Genomic DNA, 20124 nt, shown 5'->3' with positions numbered 1-20124 from the left:
CTTTTGGCACGCTGTTGAGTTCTCAAGGAACGGACGCTTCCTTTGTACTCACCCGCAGACACTGTCTGAGGCTTTCCTCCGGGCGCTTCCCTTCGTGTTTCCAACCTTACCAGATCCGTTTTCCGTTCCGTTTCCGGTTCGGATTTCATTTCCGGTGGCCGTTGGAGGGGCCTTTGCCTTTCGACTGATCCGACTTTATCAGAAGTTTTCGGCCGGACTGACCGGCTGCTTTTCTCTGATTAATCGGAGGAGGCTTCTCGAAGAATGTTATTTCGTGAAGCGCGCTAGACACTAGCGGTTGCGGCCGAACCTGTCGAGCTCGGGGCAACTGTTCGAATCTACCTCCCCGGTCCCACCGTGTCAACGGTCTTTCCGGGGCGAAGAGGAGACTAGCAGCTCGCGGGAGTTGCGTGCACATCAGGCCGCGGTGGGCAGGAGCGCGCTGCGCTCGGCCGTCTCCAGGTCGCCGGTCTCACCGCTGCGGGCGGCGCGGCCCCCGAGGACGTAGACATAGGCGAGGAAAGCGAGTTCCGCGGCGATGCCGATCCCTATGCGGGCCCACGTCGGGAGGCCGGACGGGGTGACGAAGCCTTCGATCGCACCGGAGATGAAGAGGACCAGCGCCAGGCCGATGGCCATGCCGAGGGCCGCGCGGCCCTCCTCCGCGAGGGCGGTTCGCCGGGTGCGGGGGCCCGGGTCGATGACCGTCCAGCCGAGGCGCAGTCCGGTGCCGGCCGCCACGAAGACCGCGGTCAGTTCGAGCAGGCCGTGCGGGAGGATCAGGCCGAGAAACGTGTCGAGGCGGCCGGCCGAGGTCATCAGGCCGATGCCCACCCCCACGTTGAGCACGTTCTGGAAGAGGATCCACAGGACCGGCAGGCCCAGGAAGATGCCCAGGACCAGGCACATGGCGGCTGCCTGCGCGTTGTTCGTCCAGACCTGGGCCGCGAAGGACGTCGCCGGATGGCTCGAGTAGTAGGTCTCGTACTGGCCGCCCGGGCGGGTCATCTCGCGGAGCTCGGACGGCGCGGCTATGGATGCCTGCACCTCGGGGTGCGTGCCTATCCACCAGCCGATCAGGGCGGCTATCGCCGTGGAGACGAGCGCGGTCGGCACCCACCAGTGCCGCGCCTTGTAGACCGCCGCCGGAAAGCCCTGGGTGAGGAAGCGGGTCACGTCCCGCCATGAAGCGGTGCGTGTGCCTGTCACGGCGCTGCGCGCGCGTGCCACGAGTTGGGTGAGACGGCCGACGATCCGGGGATCCGGGGCGCTCGACTGGATGAGCGAGAGATGGGTGGCCGTGCGCTGGTAGAGGGACACCAGTTCGTCCGCCTCCGTGCCGGTCAGGCGGCGTCGGCGGCGCAGCAGTGCGTCCAGGCGGTCCCACTCGGCTCGGTGGGCGGACACGAAGACGTCGAGGTCCATCCGGTCTGCTGCTCCTCGCTTTCCGGCACCTGTGCGGCGCGATGTGCCCTCAGCTTGGCAGACTGTCGGTTCCTGGGGCAGGTCAGTGAAGGGGAGGTGGCCGGCGTGAGTGAGCTGGTGACGGGCGAGGCAGTGGCACTGGAGCTGCGGCCCGCGAAGCTGCCGAGCCGAGCGCTCGCCGTCCTCATCGATCTGCTGGTGGCGTTCCTGGTCTACATCGTGGTGAGCATGGCCGTGGTGGCCGCGACCGCGTCGCTGGACGATGCCGCCGCGGCCGCTGTCTCCGTGGCCTTGTTCCTCCTCGTGCTGGTCGGGATCCCGATCGCCGTGGAGACGTTGAGCCATGGTCGGTCGCTCGGGAAACTCGCGTGCGGGCTGCGGGTGGTGCGCGACGACGGCGGCCCGATCCGGTTCCGGCACGCGTTGGTGCGCGGTGCCGTCGGTGTCGTCGAGATCCTGATGACCTTCGGTGTCGTGGCGTGCATCGCCTCGCTGGTGTCCGCCCGGGGGCGGCGGGTGGGTGACGTGTTCGCGGGGACGCTCGTCGTCCGGGAGCGGGTGCCGGGCGGGCAGGCTGCGGTCGTGCCGCCTCCGCCGCCGTGGCTGGTGGGGCGGTTCGCTCAGCTCGATCTGTCCGCCGTGCCGGAAGGGCTGTGGCTCGCCGTGCGCCAGTACCTGACGCGGATGGGGCAGTTGGATCCGCAGGTCGGATGGGGCATGGCCGAGCGGCTTGCCGCCGACCTCGCCGCGCACACCGGGACGCCCGCACCGCACGATGTGCCGCCCGCGGCGTTCCTGGCGGCGGTGGTGCATGAGCGGCAGGCGCGTGAGGCGCGGCGCGCCTTCGGTGCGGGAGCCGTGCCGTCGGCGGCGGCGTTCGCTCCGTCATCTCCGCCCGCTCCGGTTCATCCGCAGGCGCCGTACGGCGGGCAGGTCGCCGGCGTTCCCGGCGGGTCCGCGGCCTCCGGTTCGCCCGTGGGTCCGCCGTCCTCAGCGGTTCCCGACTCCCCCGAGGGTTCCGGACCGGCCGGGAGTTCCGAGCCGCCGGCCACAGGGTTCGCGCCGCCCGCCTGACCGCGTCAGCCGAACGCCGAGGGCGGGGTCTCCAGGTCCTCGAGCTCGATGCCCGGGGCGGCCAGCACCACGTCGCCGCTGAGGTGGACGACGTGCTGCTCGCCCGTGTCCAAGGCGGTGACCTGGTACGCGTCCACGACGAGCGGGCCGTTGTCAGTGGCGTGTGCTTCGCTGTTCAGCAGGGTCCAGGACTGGTCCAGGGTGCGGGGAGCCAGGACGGGGTCCGTGAGGGCGACGAGGCGGACGCGGGTCGAGGGGGAGGCGGGGGTGAGGTTCAGCAGTCGCGCGGTGGCGACGAGGAACGCGGGGGACGTGCCGGTGAAGGCGTGCGCGGGGGCGTTTCCCTCGGTGGCGTGGGTGCCGGTGGGGTCGGTGCGTACCCAGGTGACGCCGTCGATGGCGGCTCCTCGCACCTGCCAGCTCGCGGCGTTCACTTCGAGGCGGATGGGGCGGCCGAGATCGTCGAGGGCGAGGTCGATCGAGCCGGCGTGGTCGCCGGAGGGCGTGGTCCGCTGGGCCACGTAGCGCCAGCCCGAGGGGCCGGGCGCGCAGTGGAAGTGTTCTTCACCGAGGGGGGTGTGATCATGCGGATCGTGGAGCGAATATCGGCCTCGGGGCATGGCGTTCGTGGAGTCCTCTGGCTGGCTTGACGACGGCCGTCGGCGGTCGCGGGTACATGGGACAGGCCCCCGGCACGGGGGTGCGGGGGCCTGTCCTGTCAGCTCAGTAGCTGCTCAGCCGCGTAGCTCGGCAGCCGCGTCACTCAGTAGCGGTAGTGGTCGGGCTTGTACGGGCCGTCGACCTCGACGCCGATGTAGGCGGCCTGCTCGGGGCGGAGCGTGGTCAGCTTCACGCCCAGCGCGTCCAGGTGCAGCCGCGCGACCTTCTCGTCCAGGTGCTTGGGCAGCACATACACATCGGTCGGGTACTCGGACTGCTTGGTGAACAGCTCGATCTGGGCCAGCGTCTGGTCCGCGAACGAGTTGGACATCACGAACGACGGGTGACCGGTCGCGTTGCCCAGGTTCAGCAGACGCCCCTCCGACAGCACGATGATGACCTTGCCGTCGGGGAACGTCCACGTGTGGACCTGCGGCTTCACCTCGTCCTTGACGATGCCGGGAATCTTCGCCAGACCCGCCATGTCGATCTCGTTGTCGAAGTGACCGATGTTCCCCACGATCGCCTGGTGCTTCATCCGGGCCATGTCGGACGCCATGATGATGTCCTTGTTGCCGGTCGTGGTCACGAAGATGTCGACCTGCTCGACGACCTCGTCCAGCGTCGTCACCTGGAAGCCGTCCATCGCCGCCTGGAGCGCGCAGATCGGGTCGACCTCGGTCACGATCACCCGGGCACCCTGACCGCGCAGCGACTCCGCACAGCCCTTGCCGACATCGCCGTAACCGCAGACCAGAGCGGTCTTGCCGCCGATCAGCACGTCGGTGGCCCGGTTGATGCCGTCGATCAGGGAGTGCCGGCAGCCGTACTTGTTGTCGAACTTCGACTTCGTCACCGCGTCGTTCACATTGATCGCGGGGAAGAGCAGCGAGCCCTCACGCTGCATCTCATACAGACGGTGCACACCCGTCGTGGTCTCCTCCGTCACGCCGCGGATCTCCGAGGCGAGCTGGGTCCACTTCTGGGAACCGCCCGAGATCGTGCGGTTCAGGAGCTGGAGGATGGCGCGGTGCTCGTCGGACTCGGCGGTGTCGACCGAGGGGACCTTGCCGGCCTTCTCGTACTCGACGCCCTTGTGGACGAGGAGGGTGGCGTCACCACCGTCGTCCAGGATCATGTTCGGGCCGCCGGTGGCGGTGTTCGGCCAGGTCAGCGCCTGCTCGGTGCACCACCAGTACTCCTCCAGCGTCTCGCCCTTCCAGGCGAAGACGGGGACGCCCTGGGGGTTGTCCGGCGTGCCGTTCGGGCCGACGGCGATGGCCGCGGCGGCGTGGTCCTGGGTGGAGAAGATGTTGCAGGACGCCCAGCGGACCTCGGCGCCGAGCGCGACGAGGGTCTCGATGAGGACGGCCGTCTGGACCGTCATGTGCAGGGAACCGGTGACGCGGGCGCCGGCCAGCGGCTGCGCCTCGGCGTACTCCCTGCGAATCGCCATCAGACCGGGCATCTCGTGCTCGGCGAGGGTGATCTCCTTGCGCCCGAACTCGGCGAGGGAGAGGTCGGCGACCTTGAAGTCCTGGTCCTGTCGGTTGGCGACAGAAGTCATAAGTGAGCTGCTCCTCGGTGCGGTTGCGGATGGTCGAGGTGGGCATGGTGGGCGTGCTGCGCATGCCCCGCTTCGGGTGTGCCCGTCTCGGGTACGCGCATGGCTGATCTGCGGCGTCCTGGGACACACGGGTCCCCTGGCGCTCGCAGCGCAGTCCGTCGGAGGCCCTCTCTCCCTCGGACGGCCCGTCGTGCGGGCCGCCCGACCGCCATCAGCAGCGACGTCTGGCTCGTTACGAATCTACACCGATCGGGTCAGTCGGCCCCACCCCGTCCGGGTGGGTCCCCGGACTCGTACGGGGAAGGATCAGTGTTCCGGGGCCGGCGTGGGGCCGCCCGGGGTGGCCTCCCGGTCGGGGCCCTTGGCGGCTTCGGCCTCGCTGTAGATGTCGGGTTCGAGGTAGATGACCCGGGCGATCGGGACGGCGGTGCGGATGCGGTTCTCCGCCTCGTTGATGGCGCGGGCGACCTCGGCGGCGGTGTCGTCGTGCTGGACGGCGATCTTCGCGGCGACGAGGAGTTCCTCGGGGCCGAGGTGGAGCGTGCGCATGTGGATCAGGCCGGTGACGGTGGTGCCGTCGACGACCGCCTCCTCGATCTTGCGCACCTCGTCCGTGCCGGCGGCCTCGCCGAGCAGCAGTGACTTGGTCTCCAGCGCGAGGACGATCGCGATGATGATGAGCAGGAGGCCGATGCAGAGCGTGCCGATGCCGTCCCAGACGGCGTCACCGGTGGCGAGGGTGAGGCCGACGCCGAGGAGGGCGAGGACCAGACCGATCAGCGCGCCGAAGTCCTCCAGGAGGACGACCGGCAGCTCGGGGGCCTTGGCGCGCTTGATGAACTGGCCCCAGGAGAGCCGGCCGCGCAACTGGTTCGACTCCTTGATCGCCGTCCGGAAGGAGAAGCCCTCGGCGATGATCGCGAAGACGAGGACGCCGACCGGCCAGTACCAGTGTTCGAGGTCGTGCGGGTGCGAGATCTTCTCGTAGCCCTCGTAGACGGCGAACATGCCACCGACGGAGAACAGGACGATCGACACGAGGAAGGCGTAGATGTAGCGCTCGCGGCCGTAGCCGAAGGGGTGCTGCGGGGTCGCCTCGCGCTGGGCCTTCTTGCCGCCGACCAGGAGCAGGAACTGGTTGCCGGAGTCGGCGAGCGAGTGGACCGCTTCGGCGAGCATCGACGAGGAGCCGCTGAAGAGGAACGCCACGAACTTCGATACCGCGATGGCGAGGTTGGCGGCGAGGGCCGCCACGATCGCCTTTGCTCCGCCTGAAGCACTCATGTTGTTCCTGGTGTCCCTTCGTACGTCCCGTGAGGCCTGTGCTGCCCGTACCGCGCCTATTGCCCGTGCCGCCGCGAGAAATTCTGCCGCGGCTTTGCCCGTCCTTTGCGGTGGGTCATTGTTGCAGTACGGGGCGGGAGGGGCGTGGGTCAGGCCACGACGGTCGCCCGGAAGATCGTGCCGGTCCCGGACACTTCCACCTTTTCGCCCGCGGGGACGAAGGCGGACTGACCGGGGGCGAGGGTGAGTTCGCCCGCGCGGACCGAGCCCGCCGTGCAGAGCAGGATCTGCGGGGTGCCGGCCGTCAGGTCCTGGGCGGCGGCGCCCTCCGGGCGGACGTAGCGGGAGAGGCGGAACTCGTCGATGGGCGTGTCGTAGACCTCTTCGCCGCCGGGGGACGCCTCGGGGCGCAGGACGCCGGGGTCGGTGGCCTCGAAGCGGACGATGCGCAGCAGCTCGGGGACGTCCACGTGCTTGGGGGTCAGGCCGCAGCGCAGGACGTTGTCGGAGTTGGCCATGATCTCGACGCCGAGGCCGTTCAGGTAGGCGTGCGGGACGCCAGCGCCGAGGAACAGGGCTTCGCCGGGCTGGAGCCGGACGTGGTTGAGCAGCATCGCGGCGATGACGCCCGGGTCGCCGGGGTAGTGGTGGGCGATGCCCGCGTACGGCTCGTAGGCGCCGCCGATGCGCTGGGCGGCGGCCGTCGCGTCGGTGACCGTCCGCTCCATCTCGTCGTGGTCCGCGCTCAGCACCGCGGTGAGGACCTCGCGCAGCGCCGCCTCCTCGGGGTGGGCGCGCAGCAGGTCCACGTAGGGCTTGAGGCTGTCGACGCCGAGGCCTTCGAGCAGCCGGGCCGCCTCCTCGGGCGCGCGGAATCCGCACAGGCCGTCGAAGTCGGTGAGGGCGCAGATCAGTTCGGGCTTGTGGTTGGCGTCCTTGTAGTTGCGGTGCGGTGCCGAGATCGGTACGCCCGCGGCCTCTTCCCGCGCGTAGCCGTCCTGCGCCTGCCGGAGGTCGGGGTGCACCTGGAGGGAGAGGGGTGCGCCCGCGGCGAGCAGCTTCAGGAGGAACGGCAGGCGCGGGCCGAACTTCTCGGCTGCCGCCTCGCCGAGCTGGCCCGTCGGGTCGGCGGCGATGACCTTGTCGAGCGGGCCGCGCTCCGTCCGGGAGGGGGCGCCGGGGTGCGCGCCCATCCACATCTCGGCCTGGGGTTCGCTGGTCGGCTCGGCGCCGATGAGGTGCGGGATGGCGGTGGTGGAACCCCAGGCGTAGGGGCGGACGGTGTTGGTGAGGCGGTCCATCGGGCGGGGGTCTCCGTCGTTGGGTGGCGGGGCGGGGATCGGGGGGCCGGAGGATGGCGGACGGGCAGTGTCGGGGGTGGCGTGGGGTCCGTCAGGTTCCCGTGGACAGGCCCAGGTAGACGGCGGCGAAGTCTGTCACGGCGATCAGTTCCGCGAGGGTTTCCAGGTCGGTGCCGTCCTCCGGTTCCAGTTCGCTGATCCCGGTGTCGTGCGACAGCGCGAGTTCGCGGGCGGCGAAGGCGGCGGACACGCCGTCGACGGGCCGGTCGCGGAGCAGGACGACGCGGGCGCGCAGTCCCTGGCCCTCCTCCACGCGGTCCCGGAAGAAGTCGTCGGAGGCGGCGCCCACGGAGAGGTCGCTGGTGAGGAGGGCGCCGTGGGCGGGCATCGCCTCGGGCAGGTCCGCGACGAGCGCGGGTCTGCCCGCCAGTTCGGTGAGCGCCGCGGCGAACCGGCGGCCGGCCGCGCCCGCCGCCGCGCCCTCCGTCCAGATCAGCGGCAGCGCCTCGGCCAGCTCGGAGGCCAGGGTCTTCGCCGGGTTGCTGTACGTCGCGACGGCCGGGCCGCAGCGTTCGGCCGTGCGGTCGAGGCGGTCGGCGACCTTCTCCAGCGTGTCGGCCGGCGCGGCGACCAGGCCGGTGCGGTCCAGGAGCGCGAGGAGTGGGGTCAGCAGGGCCCAGAGCACGCCCGGCGCCACGGCCGCGGCCGTCTCGTCCTGGTCGTACGGGGCCGTCGCCATCGGCACGAACAGGCCGTGCGCGCCCGCCACCGACTCGGTCAGCGGGGCTCCCTTCGGGCAGACGGCGACGACGGTGACGCCGCGCCTGTACGCCTGTTCGGCCAGGAGCGAGAGGCTGGGTTCCGTGCCGCTCGGCGAAGCGATCAGGAGCAGGTCGACCGGGCCGGCCCAGCCGGGCAGCTCCCAGCGCAGGGCGCCCGGCGCGGGGGCCACACCGGTGGGGCGCAGCCGGATCACCGGGCAGGTCGCGCCGGCCAGGCGGTCGACCAGGTCCGCGACGCCGGCCGCCGCGGTGCCAGGGCCCGCGATGAGCACGGCGCGCGGGCGGCCGTCCGGCTTGAGCTCGGTGATGCCCGCCTCGGCCGCGTGCCGGGCCGCCGTGCGGACTCGGGCGCCGGCCTCCGCCGCGCCGCGCAGCAGGCCGCGGCGGTCGGTCGCGGCCAGCGCCTCCGTGTCGTCCAGGAGCGTTTCGTCGAACATCGCGTCGGGTCTCCTGCTCGCTGGAACGGTTACGCGGGGCGGCGGGCCCCGTCGACCAGGAGGACGGGGATGCCGTCGCGGACCGGGTAGGCAAGGCCGCATTCCGTGCTGGTGCAGAGCAGCTCGGCGTCGGCCTCCTTGAGGGGGGCGTGGCAGGCCGGGCAGGCGAGGATCTCCAGGAGGCCGGCTTCGAGCGGCATGGGGGTTCCCTTCGGGATACGGATGCGGGTGCCTGACGTGTGTCATGTGGCCCGATCAGCCTACCGCCGGGGCGCCGCGCCGGGCTTGAGCGCGGTGGGGCGGGCGGGACGCGTGGGCTCGGCCGGACCGGGGGCGTGTGCCTACCGGCCCGCTAGGCCCTGATGATCGCCAGCGCCTCGTCCCGGATCTTCTCCATGGTCGCGGTATCCCGCGCTTCCGCGTTCAGGCGGAGGAGGGGTTCGGTGTTGGAGGGGCGGACGTTGAACCACCAGTCGGTCGAGGTGACGGTGAGGCCGTCGAGTTCGTCCAGGGTGGTGTCGGCGCGGTCGCCGTACGCGGCCTTGATCGCGGCGAGGCGGTCGGCCTGGTCGGTGACGGTGGAGTTGATCTCGCCGGAGCCGGCGTAGCGGTCGTAGGAAGAGACGAGCGCGGAGAGCGGGCCGTCCTGGCCGCCGAGGGCGGCGAGGACGTGGAGGGCGGCGAGCATGCCGGTGTCGGCGTTCCAGAAGTCGCGGAAGTAGTAGTGCGCGGAGTGTTCGCCGCCGAAGATCGCGCCGCTGGTGGCCATCTCCTGCTTGATGAAGGAGTGGCCGACCCGGGTGCGTACGGGTGTGCCGCCGTTCTCGCGGACGACCTCGGGGACCGACCAGGAGGTGATGAGGTTGTGGATGATCGTGCCCGAGCCGCCGTTCCTGGCCAGTTCGCGGGCGGCGACCAGCGCGGTGACGGCGGAGGGGGAGACCGGGTCGCCGTTCTCGTCGATCACGAAGCAGCGGTCCGCGTCGCCGTCGAAGGCAAGGCCCAGGTCGGCGCCCTCGGCGCGGACGCGGGCCTGGAGGTCCACGATGTTGGCGGGGTCCAGGGGGTTCGCCTCGTGGTGGGGGAACGTGCCGTCCAGTTCGAAGTACATCGGGACGAGGTCGAGGGGCAGGCCGTCGAAGACGGTCGGCACGGTGTGTCCGCCCATGCCGTTGCCCGCGTCGACCACGACCTTGAGGGGGCGGATCGCGGTGAGGTCGACCAGGCCGCGCAGGTGTGCCGCGTAGTCCTTCAACGTGTCGCGCCGCGTGACGGTTCCCGGTGTCGCGGCGGGCTCGGGGGCGCCCGCTTCGCTCCATTCCTCGGCGAGGCGGCGGATGTCGGCCAGGCCCGTGTCCTGGCCGACCGGGGCCGCGCCGGCCCGGCACATCTTGATGCCGTTGTAGCGCGCGGGGTTGTGGGAGGCGGTGAACATGGCGCCGGGCAGGCCGAGGGCGCCCGAGGCGTAGTAGAGCTGGTCGGTGGAGCAGAGGCCGATCTCCGTGACGTCTGCGCCGAGGGCGGCGGCTCCGCGCGCGAAGGCGGCGGTAAGACCGGGCGAGGAGGGGCGCATGTCGTGGCCGACCACGATCGCCGTCGCGTCGGTCACGCGCACGAAGGCGGCGCCGAACAGTGCGGCGAGCTCCTCGTCCCACTGGTCCGGGACCACCCCTCGCACGTCGTACGCCTTCACGATCTGCGACAGATCAGCAGCAGCCACGGTCGGCCCAGCCCTCCTGGAGTCCTTCACGGACCCCACAAACTACCTGCCCGGAGGCGGGGTGGGCCGATCACGGGAGCATCCACGACAGCGCCACCGTGCTTTGCGCGAACACGATGAGGCACATCACCAGCAGCAGGCCGAGGCTCCACGGCAGCACCTTGCGCAGCAAGTCGCCCTCGCGGCCCGCGAGTCCGACGGCGGCGCACGCGATCGTCAGGTTCTGCGGTGAGATCATCTTGCCGAGGACCCCGCCCGAACTGTTCGCCGCCGCGAGGAGTTCGGGTGACAGGCCCGACTGTTGGGCGGCGGTCACCTGGAGGGCGCCGAACAGTGCGTTGGCGGAGGTGTCGGAGCCCGAGACGGCGACACCGAACCAGCCGAGGACCGGGGACAGGAAGGCGAGTCCCGCGCCCGCCGCGGCCACGAAGTGCCCGATGGTGGCGGCCTGGCCGGACAGGTTCATGACGTAGGCGAGGGCGAGCACGCTGGTGACGGTGAGGATCGCGAACCGCAGCTCGTACACGGTCTCCAGCCATTCGCGGGCCGCTACGCGCGCGTGCACGCGGAGGATGACCGCCGTGCCGACCCCGGCGAGCAGCACGAGCGTGCCTCCGGTGGAGACGAGCGGCATGGTGAAGACGTTGCCGCTCACGGGTTCGCCGTTCGGGGCGGCGACGTTCAGGAAGGGCCAGTCGAAGACCCGGGTCGCCTCGGCGAGCCGGTTCTTGACGGCGGGGATCTGCGCCACGGAGAAGACGGTGACGATGAGCGCGTACGGGGCGTAGGCGCGCAGCACTTCGGGGCGCGGGTCGTCCTCGTCGAGGTCTTCGCTGCGTACGCCGGTGAGGACGGCGGCGCGTACGGGTTCGGCGGCCGGTCGGCGCGCTCCCGGGACGGCGACCAGGGCGCCCGCGCCGGCCAGGGCGGCGCCGATGTCGGCGAGTTGGGCGGAGACGTAGTTGGAGGCGGCGAACTGGACGACGGCGAAGGCGATGCCGCACGCCAGGGCGGGCTGCCAGGTCTCGCGCAGTCCGCGCCGCCCGTCGACCAGGCCCACGAGCACCAGCGGCACGACGAGCGCGAGCAGCGGTGTCTGGCGGCCCACCACGGAGGCGACCGCGTCCAGGGGGAGCCCGGTGACCTGGGCGAGGGTGACGACGGGGGTGCCCATGGCGCCGAAGGCGACGGGGGCCGTGTTGGCGACGAGGGAGACGACGGCGGCTTTGACCGGGTCGAAGCCGAGGGCGACGAGCATGACCGAGCAGATGGCGACCGGCGCCCCGAACCCGGCGAGCGCTTCCAGGAGGGCGCCGAAGCAGAACGCGATGACGAGGGCCTGGATGCGCGGGTCGTCGGAGAGGCGTCCGAAGGAGCGGCGCAGGATGTCGAAGTGCCGGGTGCGGACGGTCATCCGGTACACCCACAGGGCGTTGACGACGATCCACATGATGGGGAAGAGGCCGAACAGCGCTCCTTGCGCGGCGCTCGACGCGGTCTGGCCGAGCGGCATGTCGTAGGCGAGCCACGCGACGAGGGCGGCCGTGCCGAGGCCGATCAGGCCCGCGCGGTGGGCCTTCATGCGGACGGCGCCGAGCAGGACGAGGACGGTGACGAGCGGCACCGTGGCGACGAGGGCGGACAGGCCGAGCGAGCCGTCGACGGGCTCCAGTTGCTGGACGAACACGAGCGCCTCCCGGGATTCCCGGATTCGGGTGGCGAAATCGTCGTGTCCTCAACAATCGCGGGTCAACGCGTACGACGGCGAAGGTCCCGTGAAGGTGGGGCGGGTGGCCGAAAGCCCGTCAGTTGTCGGGCGAGCGCAGGACGCGGAGGTGGCCGCGGCGGGCGACCTCCATCGGGTCCGCGTGGCGTCCGCCCGAGCCGCCCGCACCGGCCGCGCGCTCCTGGGGGCGGGCCGCTTCGCGTACCGCGTTGGCCAGGGCCTCCAGGTCGTCGCCGCTGGGGCGGGAGGGGGCGCTGCCGTCGGTGAGCCGGACGACCTCCCAGCCGCGCGGCGCGGTGAGGCGCTCGGAGTGCTCGGCGCACAGGTCGTAGCAGTGGGGTTCGGCGTAGGTGGCGAGGGGGCCGAGGACCGCGGTCGAGTCGGCGTAGACGTACGTCAGCGTCGCGACGGCGGGACGGCCGCAAGCGGTGCGCGAACAGCGACGTACAGGGCTCACGATGTTGGACGGTACCGCACTCCTGAGCGGGCCGCGACGACTCTCCCCGAGGTCACCCCACCGTGTCGTGGCGTGAGACGGCGCACACGCTCCTCGCGGGCGCGTTCATGACCTGCGGCGATCCGGGGTCGTGCGCTCCGCCGACCAGTTGAAAGCGGTCACCACTCAGGGCAAATAGCTTCATTTGTCATGAGATCAACGGTCCGGGAGAGATGCGAAATCAGGCCCGGGTTTGGCTTGATCGGTCAGTAAGCGACATGCCGTGCCCCCTGCGGAGCCGCCCCGCCTCGGCCGCCCGGGAGGACTACGCTGCGTCGGTGATGGAAAGGTCCGCCAACGCCGAGAACCCCGTACCGCCCGACGGCCCGGTACCGCCGCGCTCCCCCGCCGAGCCGCGCCCGCCGCGCCGACGCGACCGGCACGGCCGCGGTATGCGCGGACCCGTGGCGCCGCCGCAGGTGCCGCTGTCGGCGAGCCGTGCCGAGGTCTTCGCCGACCTGGTGCAGGACTCCGTGGAGCGCCTTGAGCGGCGCTGGCCGCAGCTCGCCGAGGTCGACTTCCTCATCCTGGAGGTGCCGCGGCTGACGGCCGAGGACGAGGCGTGGGGCCCCGACACGGTGCCGCTGGGGGGCATGATCCCCGAGCGGGACGGGACACCCGCGCGCGTGGTCGTCTACCGGCGCCCCGTGGAACTGCGCACCAAGGGGCGCGACGAGCGGGCCGCCCTGGTGCACGACGTGGTCGTGGAGCAGGTCGCCGAGGTCCTCGGGATCACCCCGGAGACCGTCGATCCCCGGTACGGGGACGCGGACGGGGACGAGTGAGCCCGAGAGCCGCTACTTCTGGAGGATCGAGAGATCCTCGTCGGACTCCGGCACCGAGACCGTGCCCCGGTCGTCCGGCAGCGTCTGGATCGTGAACGCCGGGACGCCGTCCCGCTTCTCCTCCAGCATCCGCGAGCCGTAGACCTTGCCGCCCGACACGGGCTCCACCGTGAGCGCGTACGTGCCCTTCAGGCCGCTCGGGACGGGTGCCGGGACCGAGAGGGTCGTCCCGGCCTTGACCGTGTACTCCTTGGTGGTCGCGGTGCCGCCCCCGTCGCCGGGGGACGCGGTGACCTTCACCTTGCCGGTGGCGCCCGGCGCGGTCAGGGCGAGTGTGGAGCCCTTGGCGCGGTTGTCGGCGACCGTGGCGCGCGCGCCGGTGTCGCGGGTGGCCGGGATGAACGCGGTCTCCTGGTCGGCGCCCTTGCCTCGGGTGACGCGCAGGGCGGCCACGACCGGCACGGAGGTGTCGGTGGGCGTCAGGAGCAGGGAGCCCGCGTCGCCGCGCGTCACCTGGCCGAGGTCGACGGCGGACGTCATGCCGGACTTCACGTGCAGGGTGTCGTGGCCCGCGGGCGTGATCGTGCCGCTGGACGTGGCGAGCCGCACCTTGAGGTCGGCGTCGTCCTGCCCCGGCGCGAAGGCCACCAGGCGCACGTCGGTGGCGTCCTTGGGGATGCCGGGCAGCACCAGGGAGGCCGCCGGGTCGGCGGCGGCGGGCAGCCAGTCGCCGCCCAGCTTGTCGTCGGCGGCCGACACGGCGGCGGCGACCCGGCCGCTGCGCGCGGTGACGTGCAGCGTCAGGTTCGTGTACGGCTTGTCGGTCAGTGTCGACAGCAGGACCGGCACCCCGGCGTGCGGCCCGATCTGGATGCCCTCGCCGACGTCGGACTTGATGGCGCCGTCGGGGCCGTACAACTGCACGTCCACGACCGCGGCCTCGTCGTCCGGGTTGGTGAGGTGGATGTAGTCGCTGCGGTCCTTGTCGGTGCTCGCGCCGGGGAAGTAGAAGTCGGTGTCGGGCGCGGAGCAGCTCAGGCCGAGCAGGCCGCGGCCCGTGCCGGCGTCGACCGTGGTGGTCTGCTGGACGGTCCAGCCGGGTGCCAGGGCGCCGTCGGCGGTGCCGATGAGGGCCGGGGCGTCGGCGCCCGACGCCTCGCCCGTGGCCGGGGTGCCGGGCTGCTTCGGCGTGACGACCGCCGTGGGCTTCTCGCTCTTGCCCTTGTCGTCCTTGCCCTTGTCGTCCCCGGCATCGCTCGATCCGGTCTCCACCGGCACCAGCCGCGCCGTGCCCGCGCCGCCCGCGGAACCGCCCTTCGAGGGCGGCGTGTACGAGGTGTACGCGGTCTCCGCGAGGTCGGACTGGCCGGGCGTCGGGCACAGCAGACCGGCACGCTCCACGGGGAGCTGGGTGGCTGCCCGGGCGGGGGCGTCGTCCGTGCCGCCGGACGTCGCGGCGGCGAACCCGGTGACGGCGGCCAGGGCCGTCGCCGCGGCGATCAGGGACAGGGTCGTGCGGTTCACTGCTGGCTCCCGTCGGGGCGCTCACTGTCGGTGCCGTCGTCATGGCCGTGACCGTGGCCGTGCTGCTCGTACGCGGGGTCGTACTGCCCCTGCGGCTCGTACGTGCCCCCGTAGGCGTACGGGTCGTACGGGGACGCCTGGTAGGGATCGGCCTGGTAGGGCTCGCCCTGATAGGCGGGCGCCTGCTGGTCGTATCCGTAGGTGCCGTCCTGGTACTGCTGCCCGTCCGCGGTGTACGCGCCGTGACCGGCGTCCGCGTACCCGGGCTGTTCCCATTCGCCGTACGTCTGCTGCTGCGGGATGTCCGGCGCCGGGGTCTGTTCCGGGGCCTGTTCCGGGGTTTGGTCCGTGGTCTGTTCCGCGGGCTGCTCCGCCTCGGCCTGGGCGCGCAGCCTGCGGGCCCTGCGGCCCTCACCGGCGACGGCCTGCGCGGGCACGGCGGGCTCCTCGGGGAGGTCGTCGTCGACGTCCTTGCGCCGCCCCGGCAGGGCGAGCACCACGAGAACGAGGGCGAGCGCGCCCTGGATCCAGAGCCAGAGGGTGTGGGTGAGGGGCGCGTCGTAGGTGACGTCCAGGGTGCCGCCGGAGGCGGGGAGTTCGAAGCCCTGCGCCCAGCCGTCGACCGTGGTCCTCGTGAGGGGCGTGCCGTCGAGCGTGGCGGTCCAGCCCTCCGCGGCCTGGTCGGCGAGGCGCAGGACGCGGCCCGCGCCGCCCGCGGGCAGCTCGGTGTGCACCTCGACGGGGCCCGCGGCGACCGGCCTGGCCGCCTCGGACGTCGAACCGGCGGCGGCCGAGGGCAGGACGACGGCGCGCGCCACCTGCCGGTCGACGCGCCACAGGGCGGTGCCGTCCTGCTGGCTGAGCCGGGTCAGGCCGGGGGTCGCGTCCAGGACGCGGCCCATCTGGCGCGGCGCCCCGTCGCGGACGAGGACGTAGCGCACGGCGAAGCCGCCGAGCTGGTCGGCCTGGTCGGCGCCGGAGCCCGCGACCAGGTTGGCGACGACCTTGTCGAGGCTCTTGTTGTCCGCCGCCGCGGCGGCCAGTTCGCCGTCGCCGAGGCGGGCGCCCGCGCCGCGCACGAGCGCGTAGGAGACGTGGTCGGCGGAGCCGGCCAGGACGAGAGTGCGGGCCTGGTCGCGGGTGCCCGCCTCCTCGGCGACGAACGCGGGCACCTGCACCGGGTCGCGGCGCTCCAGGGGCCCGTCGGCGCCGGCGATCATCCAGCCCGCGGCGAGCAGCAGGGGGCCCGCGGCGGCGGCGAACGCGATGAGGGCGGCCACCGGCTGGCGCCAGCCGAAGCTCTGCTCGGCCACGCGCGAGCGCGCGCCGTCGGCGCCGAGCGCGGCGGCGGCCAGGAGCGCGATGCCGTACACGAGGGTGGCGGGGCCCGCCCAGGCCGAGTCGTTCGACAGGACGGCGAAGACCAGGGCCACGAGGGCGACGGTCCAGGCGGTGAGGATCGCGAGGCGGCGTTCCTGGCGCAGCAGGGCGGCGAGCGCGGCCAGCACGATGCCGATGAGCAGCAGGCTGCCCGTGGTGCCGGGCCCGCCCGGCGAGGCGCCGAGCAGGCTCTGCGCGGTCCCTGAGCTCTCCCCGTAGGGAAGGCCGGCTTCCTGGAAGAAGCCGAACGGCAGCAGCGTCAGCGACCACGGAGCGAGGACCAGGAGGGGGGTGCCGAGCGCGGCGAGGAAACGCAGTCCGTACGCGGTGATGTCGCCGCGGCGCACGACGAGGAGGGCGAGGCCGAGGACGAGGGCGAGGGGCCAGACGATCGGGGTGAAGGCGGTGGTGATCGTCAGCAGCAGCGCGTACGCCCAGGTGGCGCGCCAACTGCCGCGCGTGTCGCGGCCGTGCATGAGGCCGGAGGCGGACAGGCCCGCGCGCGCGATGAGCGGCAGCAGGATCACGAGCAGCGCGGTGCCGAGACGACCGCCCGCGAGGGCGCCGGTGGCGGCGGGCAGGAAGGCGTAGGCGACGGCCGCCCACGCGCGCAGCAGTCGGGACTCGACGAGTCGCCTGGAGGCGAAGTAGGCGGTGAATCCGGCGAGCGGTACCGAGCCGACGAGCAGCAAGGTGATCGCGAGTCCGGTGGAGCCGAGCAGGACGGAGGAGAGGGCGGCGAGGATCGCGAGGTACGGGGGCGCCGCCTGGATGCCGCCGGTGCTGGTGGTGTGCCAGGCGTCGAGGTAGCGGGCCCACAGGTCGGAGGCGTCGCCCGGCGCGGGCAGCAGCGCCCCGCCCGCGAGCGCCCCGCTGCCGAGCAGCCCCCGGCAGGCGATGAGGGAGACGAACAGCAGGACGACGAAGAGGACGGGTCCCGGCTTGCGGGCGATGCGCTTGAGCCGGGCGAACTGCTCGACCTGGATGAAGTCGGCGTCGTCGCCGCCGGGTCCTGACTCCAGGCCGCCGCCGCCGTGGCGGCCCGCGTTGGAGGTCTCCGGGTCGGCGCCGTCGAAGAGGTTGCCCGCGATCTGCTCGACGGTGAGCCGCACGGTCGCGCCCGGCGGCGGGAACAGCGGCCGTAGCTCCTTGGCGTCGACCGGGCCCTTGCCGCGCTGTGTGCGCCCGGCGAGGATCCGGCCGGGCCGCAGCAGTGTCGCCATCAGGCCGGCGATCTCGTCGAACGCCTGCCCGGGCACCTTGCCGACCAGGTAGGCGACCGTGCGCAGCAGGGTGCCGAGCACGAGGCGGACCAAAACCCAGGGGAGCGTCGCGGCGCGCGCGTTGACGAGCAGGGTGTAGACGGCGCCCGCCTTGTCGACCTTGTGCGGTGACGACGCCGTACGGCCCACACAGTCGACGGTGCGGCGCTCGCGGGAGGAGGCCTCCGCGTGCCGCACGACCGCTTCGGGGGCGACGAGGACGCGGTGTCCCGCGGCCTGGGCGCGCCAGCACAGGTCGACGTCGTCGCGCATCAGCGGCAGTCTGCGGTCGAACCCGCCGAGCTGCTCGAAGACGTCGCGCCGGATCAGCATGCCGGCGGTGGAGACGGACAGCACGGGCCGTACGTGGTCGTGCTGGCCCTGGTCCTGTTCGCGGCGGTCGAGGCCGGTCCAGCGGCGCCCGGAGTTGGCGATGGAGACGCCGACCTCAAGGAGCTGTCTGCGGTCGTACCAGCCGCGCAGCTTGGGGCCGACGATCGCGACGTCCGCGCCGGCCTCGCGCTCGGCCTCGACGACGCGCAACAACTGGGCGAGGGCGTCGGGTTCGGGCGCGCAGTCGTCGTGCAGCAGCCACAGCCACTGCTCGGGTTCGCCGTGCGGCAGGTCGGGAAGGTCGTAGGCGTCGTCGCGCCAGGTGCGGCTGACGGGGTCCCAGCCGCTCGGCCGCCTCAGGTACGGCAGCTCGTCGGGGGTGAGCACCCCGGCGCCGCGGACGGCTTCCTCGACGGCCTGGCCGAAGCCGGTGCGGCGCGCGAGGTGGAGCACGCGCTCGTCGCCGAGGGCGGCGCCGACCAGGGCGGCGGAGTCGTCGGCGCTGCCGGTGTCGGCCGCCACCGCGTTCTGCACGGGGCGCTCCTGGCCGAGGAGTCCCGACAGGACGTCGGGCAGCCAGCGCGCGCCGTCGTGCGAGACGAGGACGGCGGTGACGACATGCCTGGGGAACTCGGGGGCGCCGCTCGGGTCGGGCCCCGCGGCGTGGCCCGGGTCGAACGTGGCGGCGGCAGCACCGAATTGATCTGCCGAGTGGCTGTGCACGGACATCGAGGTACGGGCCCCGGTTCGTTGGACTGCGGTGGACGACTGTGCCCGCTGGGGGCACGGAGGCGTCTCGGACGGGGCCCCACACTAACGGCTGACAACAATCACGGCCCGCCGCCTGTGGACAACCACGGGCGACGGGCCGTCGCGTACGGCGCGTGAAGGGGTCAGACGGCGGCCTTCTTCAGGCGGCGGCGCTCGCGCTCGGACAGGCCGCCCCAGATGCCGAACCGCTCGTCGTTGGCGAGCGCGTACTCCAGGCACTCGGAGCGGACCTCGCACGCCAGGCAGACCTTCTTGGCCTCCCTCGTGGAGCCGCCCTTCTCGGGGAAGAAGGACTCGGGGTCGGTCTGGGCGCACAGCGCCCGCTCCTGCCAGCCGAGTTCCTCTTCCGCGTCCTCGACCAGCAGATCCTGAAACGACTCGGTCATAGTGCGCCCCTCGTCCGTCCGTGCGTCCCCGTGATGTTGCCGTTACCGATTTCGGCTGAACGACACGAGTGAAATTACAAGTGTGCCGATCCGGGGCAGTCAAGCCGAGATCTGCTATTGGGCCCCTTATTCACTCTGCGGAACCAAGGCTATGCGGAAAGTGTTCAAATCGGCAAAAACCGTGACACTTGCCAGCGGCCCACGTACGCCCCGTGTAGGACCCATATGGATGCCCTACCCGCTTCGGGCCGCTACATGAGAGGACGCCGCGGAGTTTGATCTCGTTCCGGAGCGCCCGCAGAAGCGAACCGGATCACATTCCGATCACAGGATCACCACGGCGTCCGCGCGCCGGGCTGATGCGCCACATGTCCGGCGAGGCGGCTGCACAAACCTTTCGCCTGACCGAGACACCGGATGAGGTGAAACATCTCTCGCGATCCGGACGGCGAGTTGACAGCGCAGGCATGAACCGGTGTGCTGGTGGGCATGCTCGCGAACTTGGCACTGATGACGACGACCCGCACCGCCGGGTCCGTCTCTGTCGCCCGCGCGCACTGTTGCTGTTCGAGCTGTTGAGTCGTTGAGCCACCGAGCTCCGACCGCGCCTTCTCCTCCCTCTGTACGGCTCCGCGCCCCTCCGGGCACTCCCGCACTCTCCTCCGAGGAATCCCCACACCCATGAACAGCGACAGCGACCTCCAGATCGCCGGCGACATCCTCGAAGTACCGCACCTGCTGGCGCCCGCTCGTGAACACCCCGAGACCGTGGCCGAGTTCGCCGGGCTCGCGCGCTCCGTCGCCGCCGACCGCTCGCAGTGGGCCCACCTTGTCGAGTACGACGCCACGAGCCGCTGGTACCACCGGCTGCGCACCGGGCCCGGCTACGAGGTGTGGCTGCTGTCGTGGGTGCCCGGCCAGGGCAGCGGGCTGCACGACCACGGGCCGTCGTCCGGCGTACTGACGCTCCTGGAGGGCGAACTGACGGAGCGTACGGAGAACGGCACGCGGACGCTCTCGGCGGGCGCGCAGCGCGTGTTCGCCGCCGGGTACGTCCACGAGGTCGTCAACGACTCCCTCGAACCCGCCGTCAGCCTGCACATCTACTACCCGGGCCTGACCGAGATGCCGTTCCACTCCCCCGCCTGCTCGACGGCCGGGCGGGCGGAGCGGGCCGCTGTCTGAGACCGGCTGCCGCGATGTCGTAGCTG

The 20124-nt window shown here is 72.1% G+C and carries 16 protein-coding genes; 3 read left to right on the top strand and 13 right to left on the bottom strand.

Annotated elements, in window-relative coordinates:
- Positions 1-417 precede the first annotated feature (417 nt).
- Complete coding sequence (locus tag ACIRF8_RS28860; protein WP_404219348.1) at positions 418-1425, bottom strand: stage II sporulation protein M; 1008 nt, start codon at positions 1423-1425, stop codon at positions 418-420.
- Positions 1426-1530: 105 nt separating this feature from the next.
- On the opposite strand from ACIRF8_RS28860, the gene ACIRF8_RS28855 reads away from it, so the two are divergent.
- On the top strand, positions 1531-2499 hold the full coding sequence (locus ACIRF8_RS28855; protein WP_404219346.1) for an RDD family protein: 969 nt from the start codon (positions 1531-1533) through the stop codon (positions 2497-2499).
- Between the two features lie 5 nt (positions 2500-2504).
- On the opposite strand, the gene ACIRF8_RS28850 is transcribed toward ACIRF8_RS28855, so the two are convergent.
- From ACIRF8_RS28850 to ACIRF8_RS28810, 9 genes are all read right to left on the bottom strand, one after another.
- Entirely contained in the window at positions 2505-3119 is a 615-nt protein-coding gene (locus tag ACIRF8_RS28850; protein ID WP_404219344.1) for a hypothetical protein, read from the bottom strand.
- A 143-nt stretch (positions 3120-3262) separates the two neighbouring features.
- A complete protein-coding gene (ahcY, locus tag ACIRF8_RS28845; RefSeq protein WP_404219341.1) occupies positions 3263-4726 on the bottom strand; it encodes an adenosylhomocysteinase in 1464 nt (487 codons plus the stop codon).
- A 306-nt stretch (positions 4727-5032) separates the two neighbouring features.
- Positions 5033-6010 carry a cation diffusion facilitator family transporter gene (locus tag ACIRF8_RS28840; RefSeq protein ID WP_404219338.1) on the bottom strand — a complete coding sequence of 326 codons (978 nt, stop codon included), beginning with the start codon at positions 6008-6010 and terminating at the stop codon, positions 5033-5035.
- Positions 6011-6159: 149 nt separating this feature from the next.
- Positions 6160-7311, bottom strand: a complete 1152-nt coding sequence (gene manA, locus ACIRF8_RS28835; protein WP_404219335.1) for a mannose-6-phosphate isomerase, class I — start codon at positions 7309-7311, stop codon at positions 6160-6162.
- Between the two features lie 91 nt (positions 7312-7402).
- Complete coding sequence (locus ACIRF8_RS28830; RefSeq protein WP_404219331.1) at positions 7403-8530, bottom strand: SIS domain-containing protein; 1128 nt, start codon at positions 8528-8530, stop codon at positions 7403-7405.
- 29 nt (positions 8531-8559) lie between these two features.
- Positions 8560-8730 (bottom strand): Trm112 family protein, encoded by a 171-nt coding sequence (locus ACIRF8_RS28825; protein WP_404219328.1) that lies wholly within the window; start codon positions 8728-8730, stop codon positions 8560-8562.
- A 152-nt stretch (positions 8731-8882) separates the two neighbouring features.
- Entirely contained in the window at positions 8883-10250 is a 1368-nt protein-coding gene (locus tag ACIRF8_RS28820; RefSeq protein ID WP_404219325.1) for a phosphomannomutase/phosphoglucomutase, read from the bottom strand.
- A gap of 70 nt (positions 10251-10320) precedes the next feature.
- Positions 10321-11937, bottom strand: a complete 1617-nt coding sequence (locus tag ACIRF8_RS28815) for an L-lactate permease (RefSeq protein ID WP_404219322.1) — start codon at positions 11935-11937, stop codon at positions 10321-10323.
- Between the two features lie 118 nt (positions 11938-12055).
- The gene (locus tag ACIRF8_RS28810; RefSeq protein ID WP_324770026.1) at positions 12056-12433 is read right to left on the bottom strand and encodes a DUF3499 domain-containing protein; all 378 of its coding nucleotides are present in this window, start codon (positions 12431-12433) and stop codon (positions 12056-12058) included.
- A gap of 320 nt (positions 12434-12753) precedes the next feature.
- Here ACIRF8_RS28810 and ACIRF8_RS28805 point away from each other — a divergent pair, with 320 nt between their 5' ends.
- Positions 12754-13257, top strand: coding sequence for a metallopeptidase family protein (locus ACIRF8_RS28805; RefSeq protein ID WP_404219382.1), 504 nt, complete (start codon positions 12754-12756; stop codon positions 13255-13257).
- Between the two features lie 12 nt (positions 13258-13269).
- On the opposite strand, the gene ACIRF8_RS28800 is transcribed toward ACIRF8_RS28805, so the two are convergent.
- From ACIRF8_RS28800 to ACIRF8_RS28790, 3 genes are all read right to left on the bottom strand, one after another.
- Positions 13270-14781 carry a DUF5719 family protein gene (locus tag ACIRF8_RS28800; RefSeq protein ID WP_404219319.1) on the bottom strand — a complete coding sequence of 504 codons (1512 nt, stop codon included), beginning with the start codon at positions 14779-14781 and terminating at the stop codon, positions 13270-13272.
- A complete protein-coding gene (locus ACIRF8_RS28795; protein WP_404219317.1) occupies positions 14778-18485 on the bottom strand; it encodes a glycosyltransferase in 3708 nt (1235 codons plus the stop codon). The genes ACIRF8_RS28800 and ACIRF8_RS28795 overlap by 4 nt, the downstream gene beginning before the upstream one ends.
- Before the next feature lie 164 nt (positions 18486-18649).
- Positions 18650-18913 carry a WhiB family transcriptional regulator gene (locus ACIRF8_RS28790; RefSeq protein ID WP_127831770.1) on the bottom strand — a complete coding sequence of 88 codons (264 nt, stop codon included), beginning with the start codon at positions 18911-18913 and terminating at the stop codon, positions 18650-18652.
- A gap of 681 nt (positions 18914-19594) precedes the next feature.
- Here ACIRF8_RS28790 and ACIRF8_RS28785 point away from each other — a divergent pair.
- Entirely contained in the window at positions 19595-20098 is a 504-nt protein-coding gene (locus tag ACIRF8_RS28785) for a cysteine dioxygenase (RefSeq protein WP_404219315.1), read from the top strand.
- Positions 20099-20124: the final 26 nt, after the last annotated feature.

This window comes from Streptomyces sp. NPDC102406, from assembly GCF_044765725.1.
Classification (GTDB): domain Bacteria; phylum Actinomycetota; class Actinomycetes; order Streptomycetales; family Streptomycetaceae; genus Streptomyces.
Note: the sequence above shows the minus strand (reverse complement) of the source record. Positions and strands in the feature narration are given on the sequence as shown.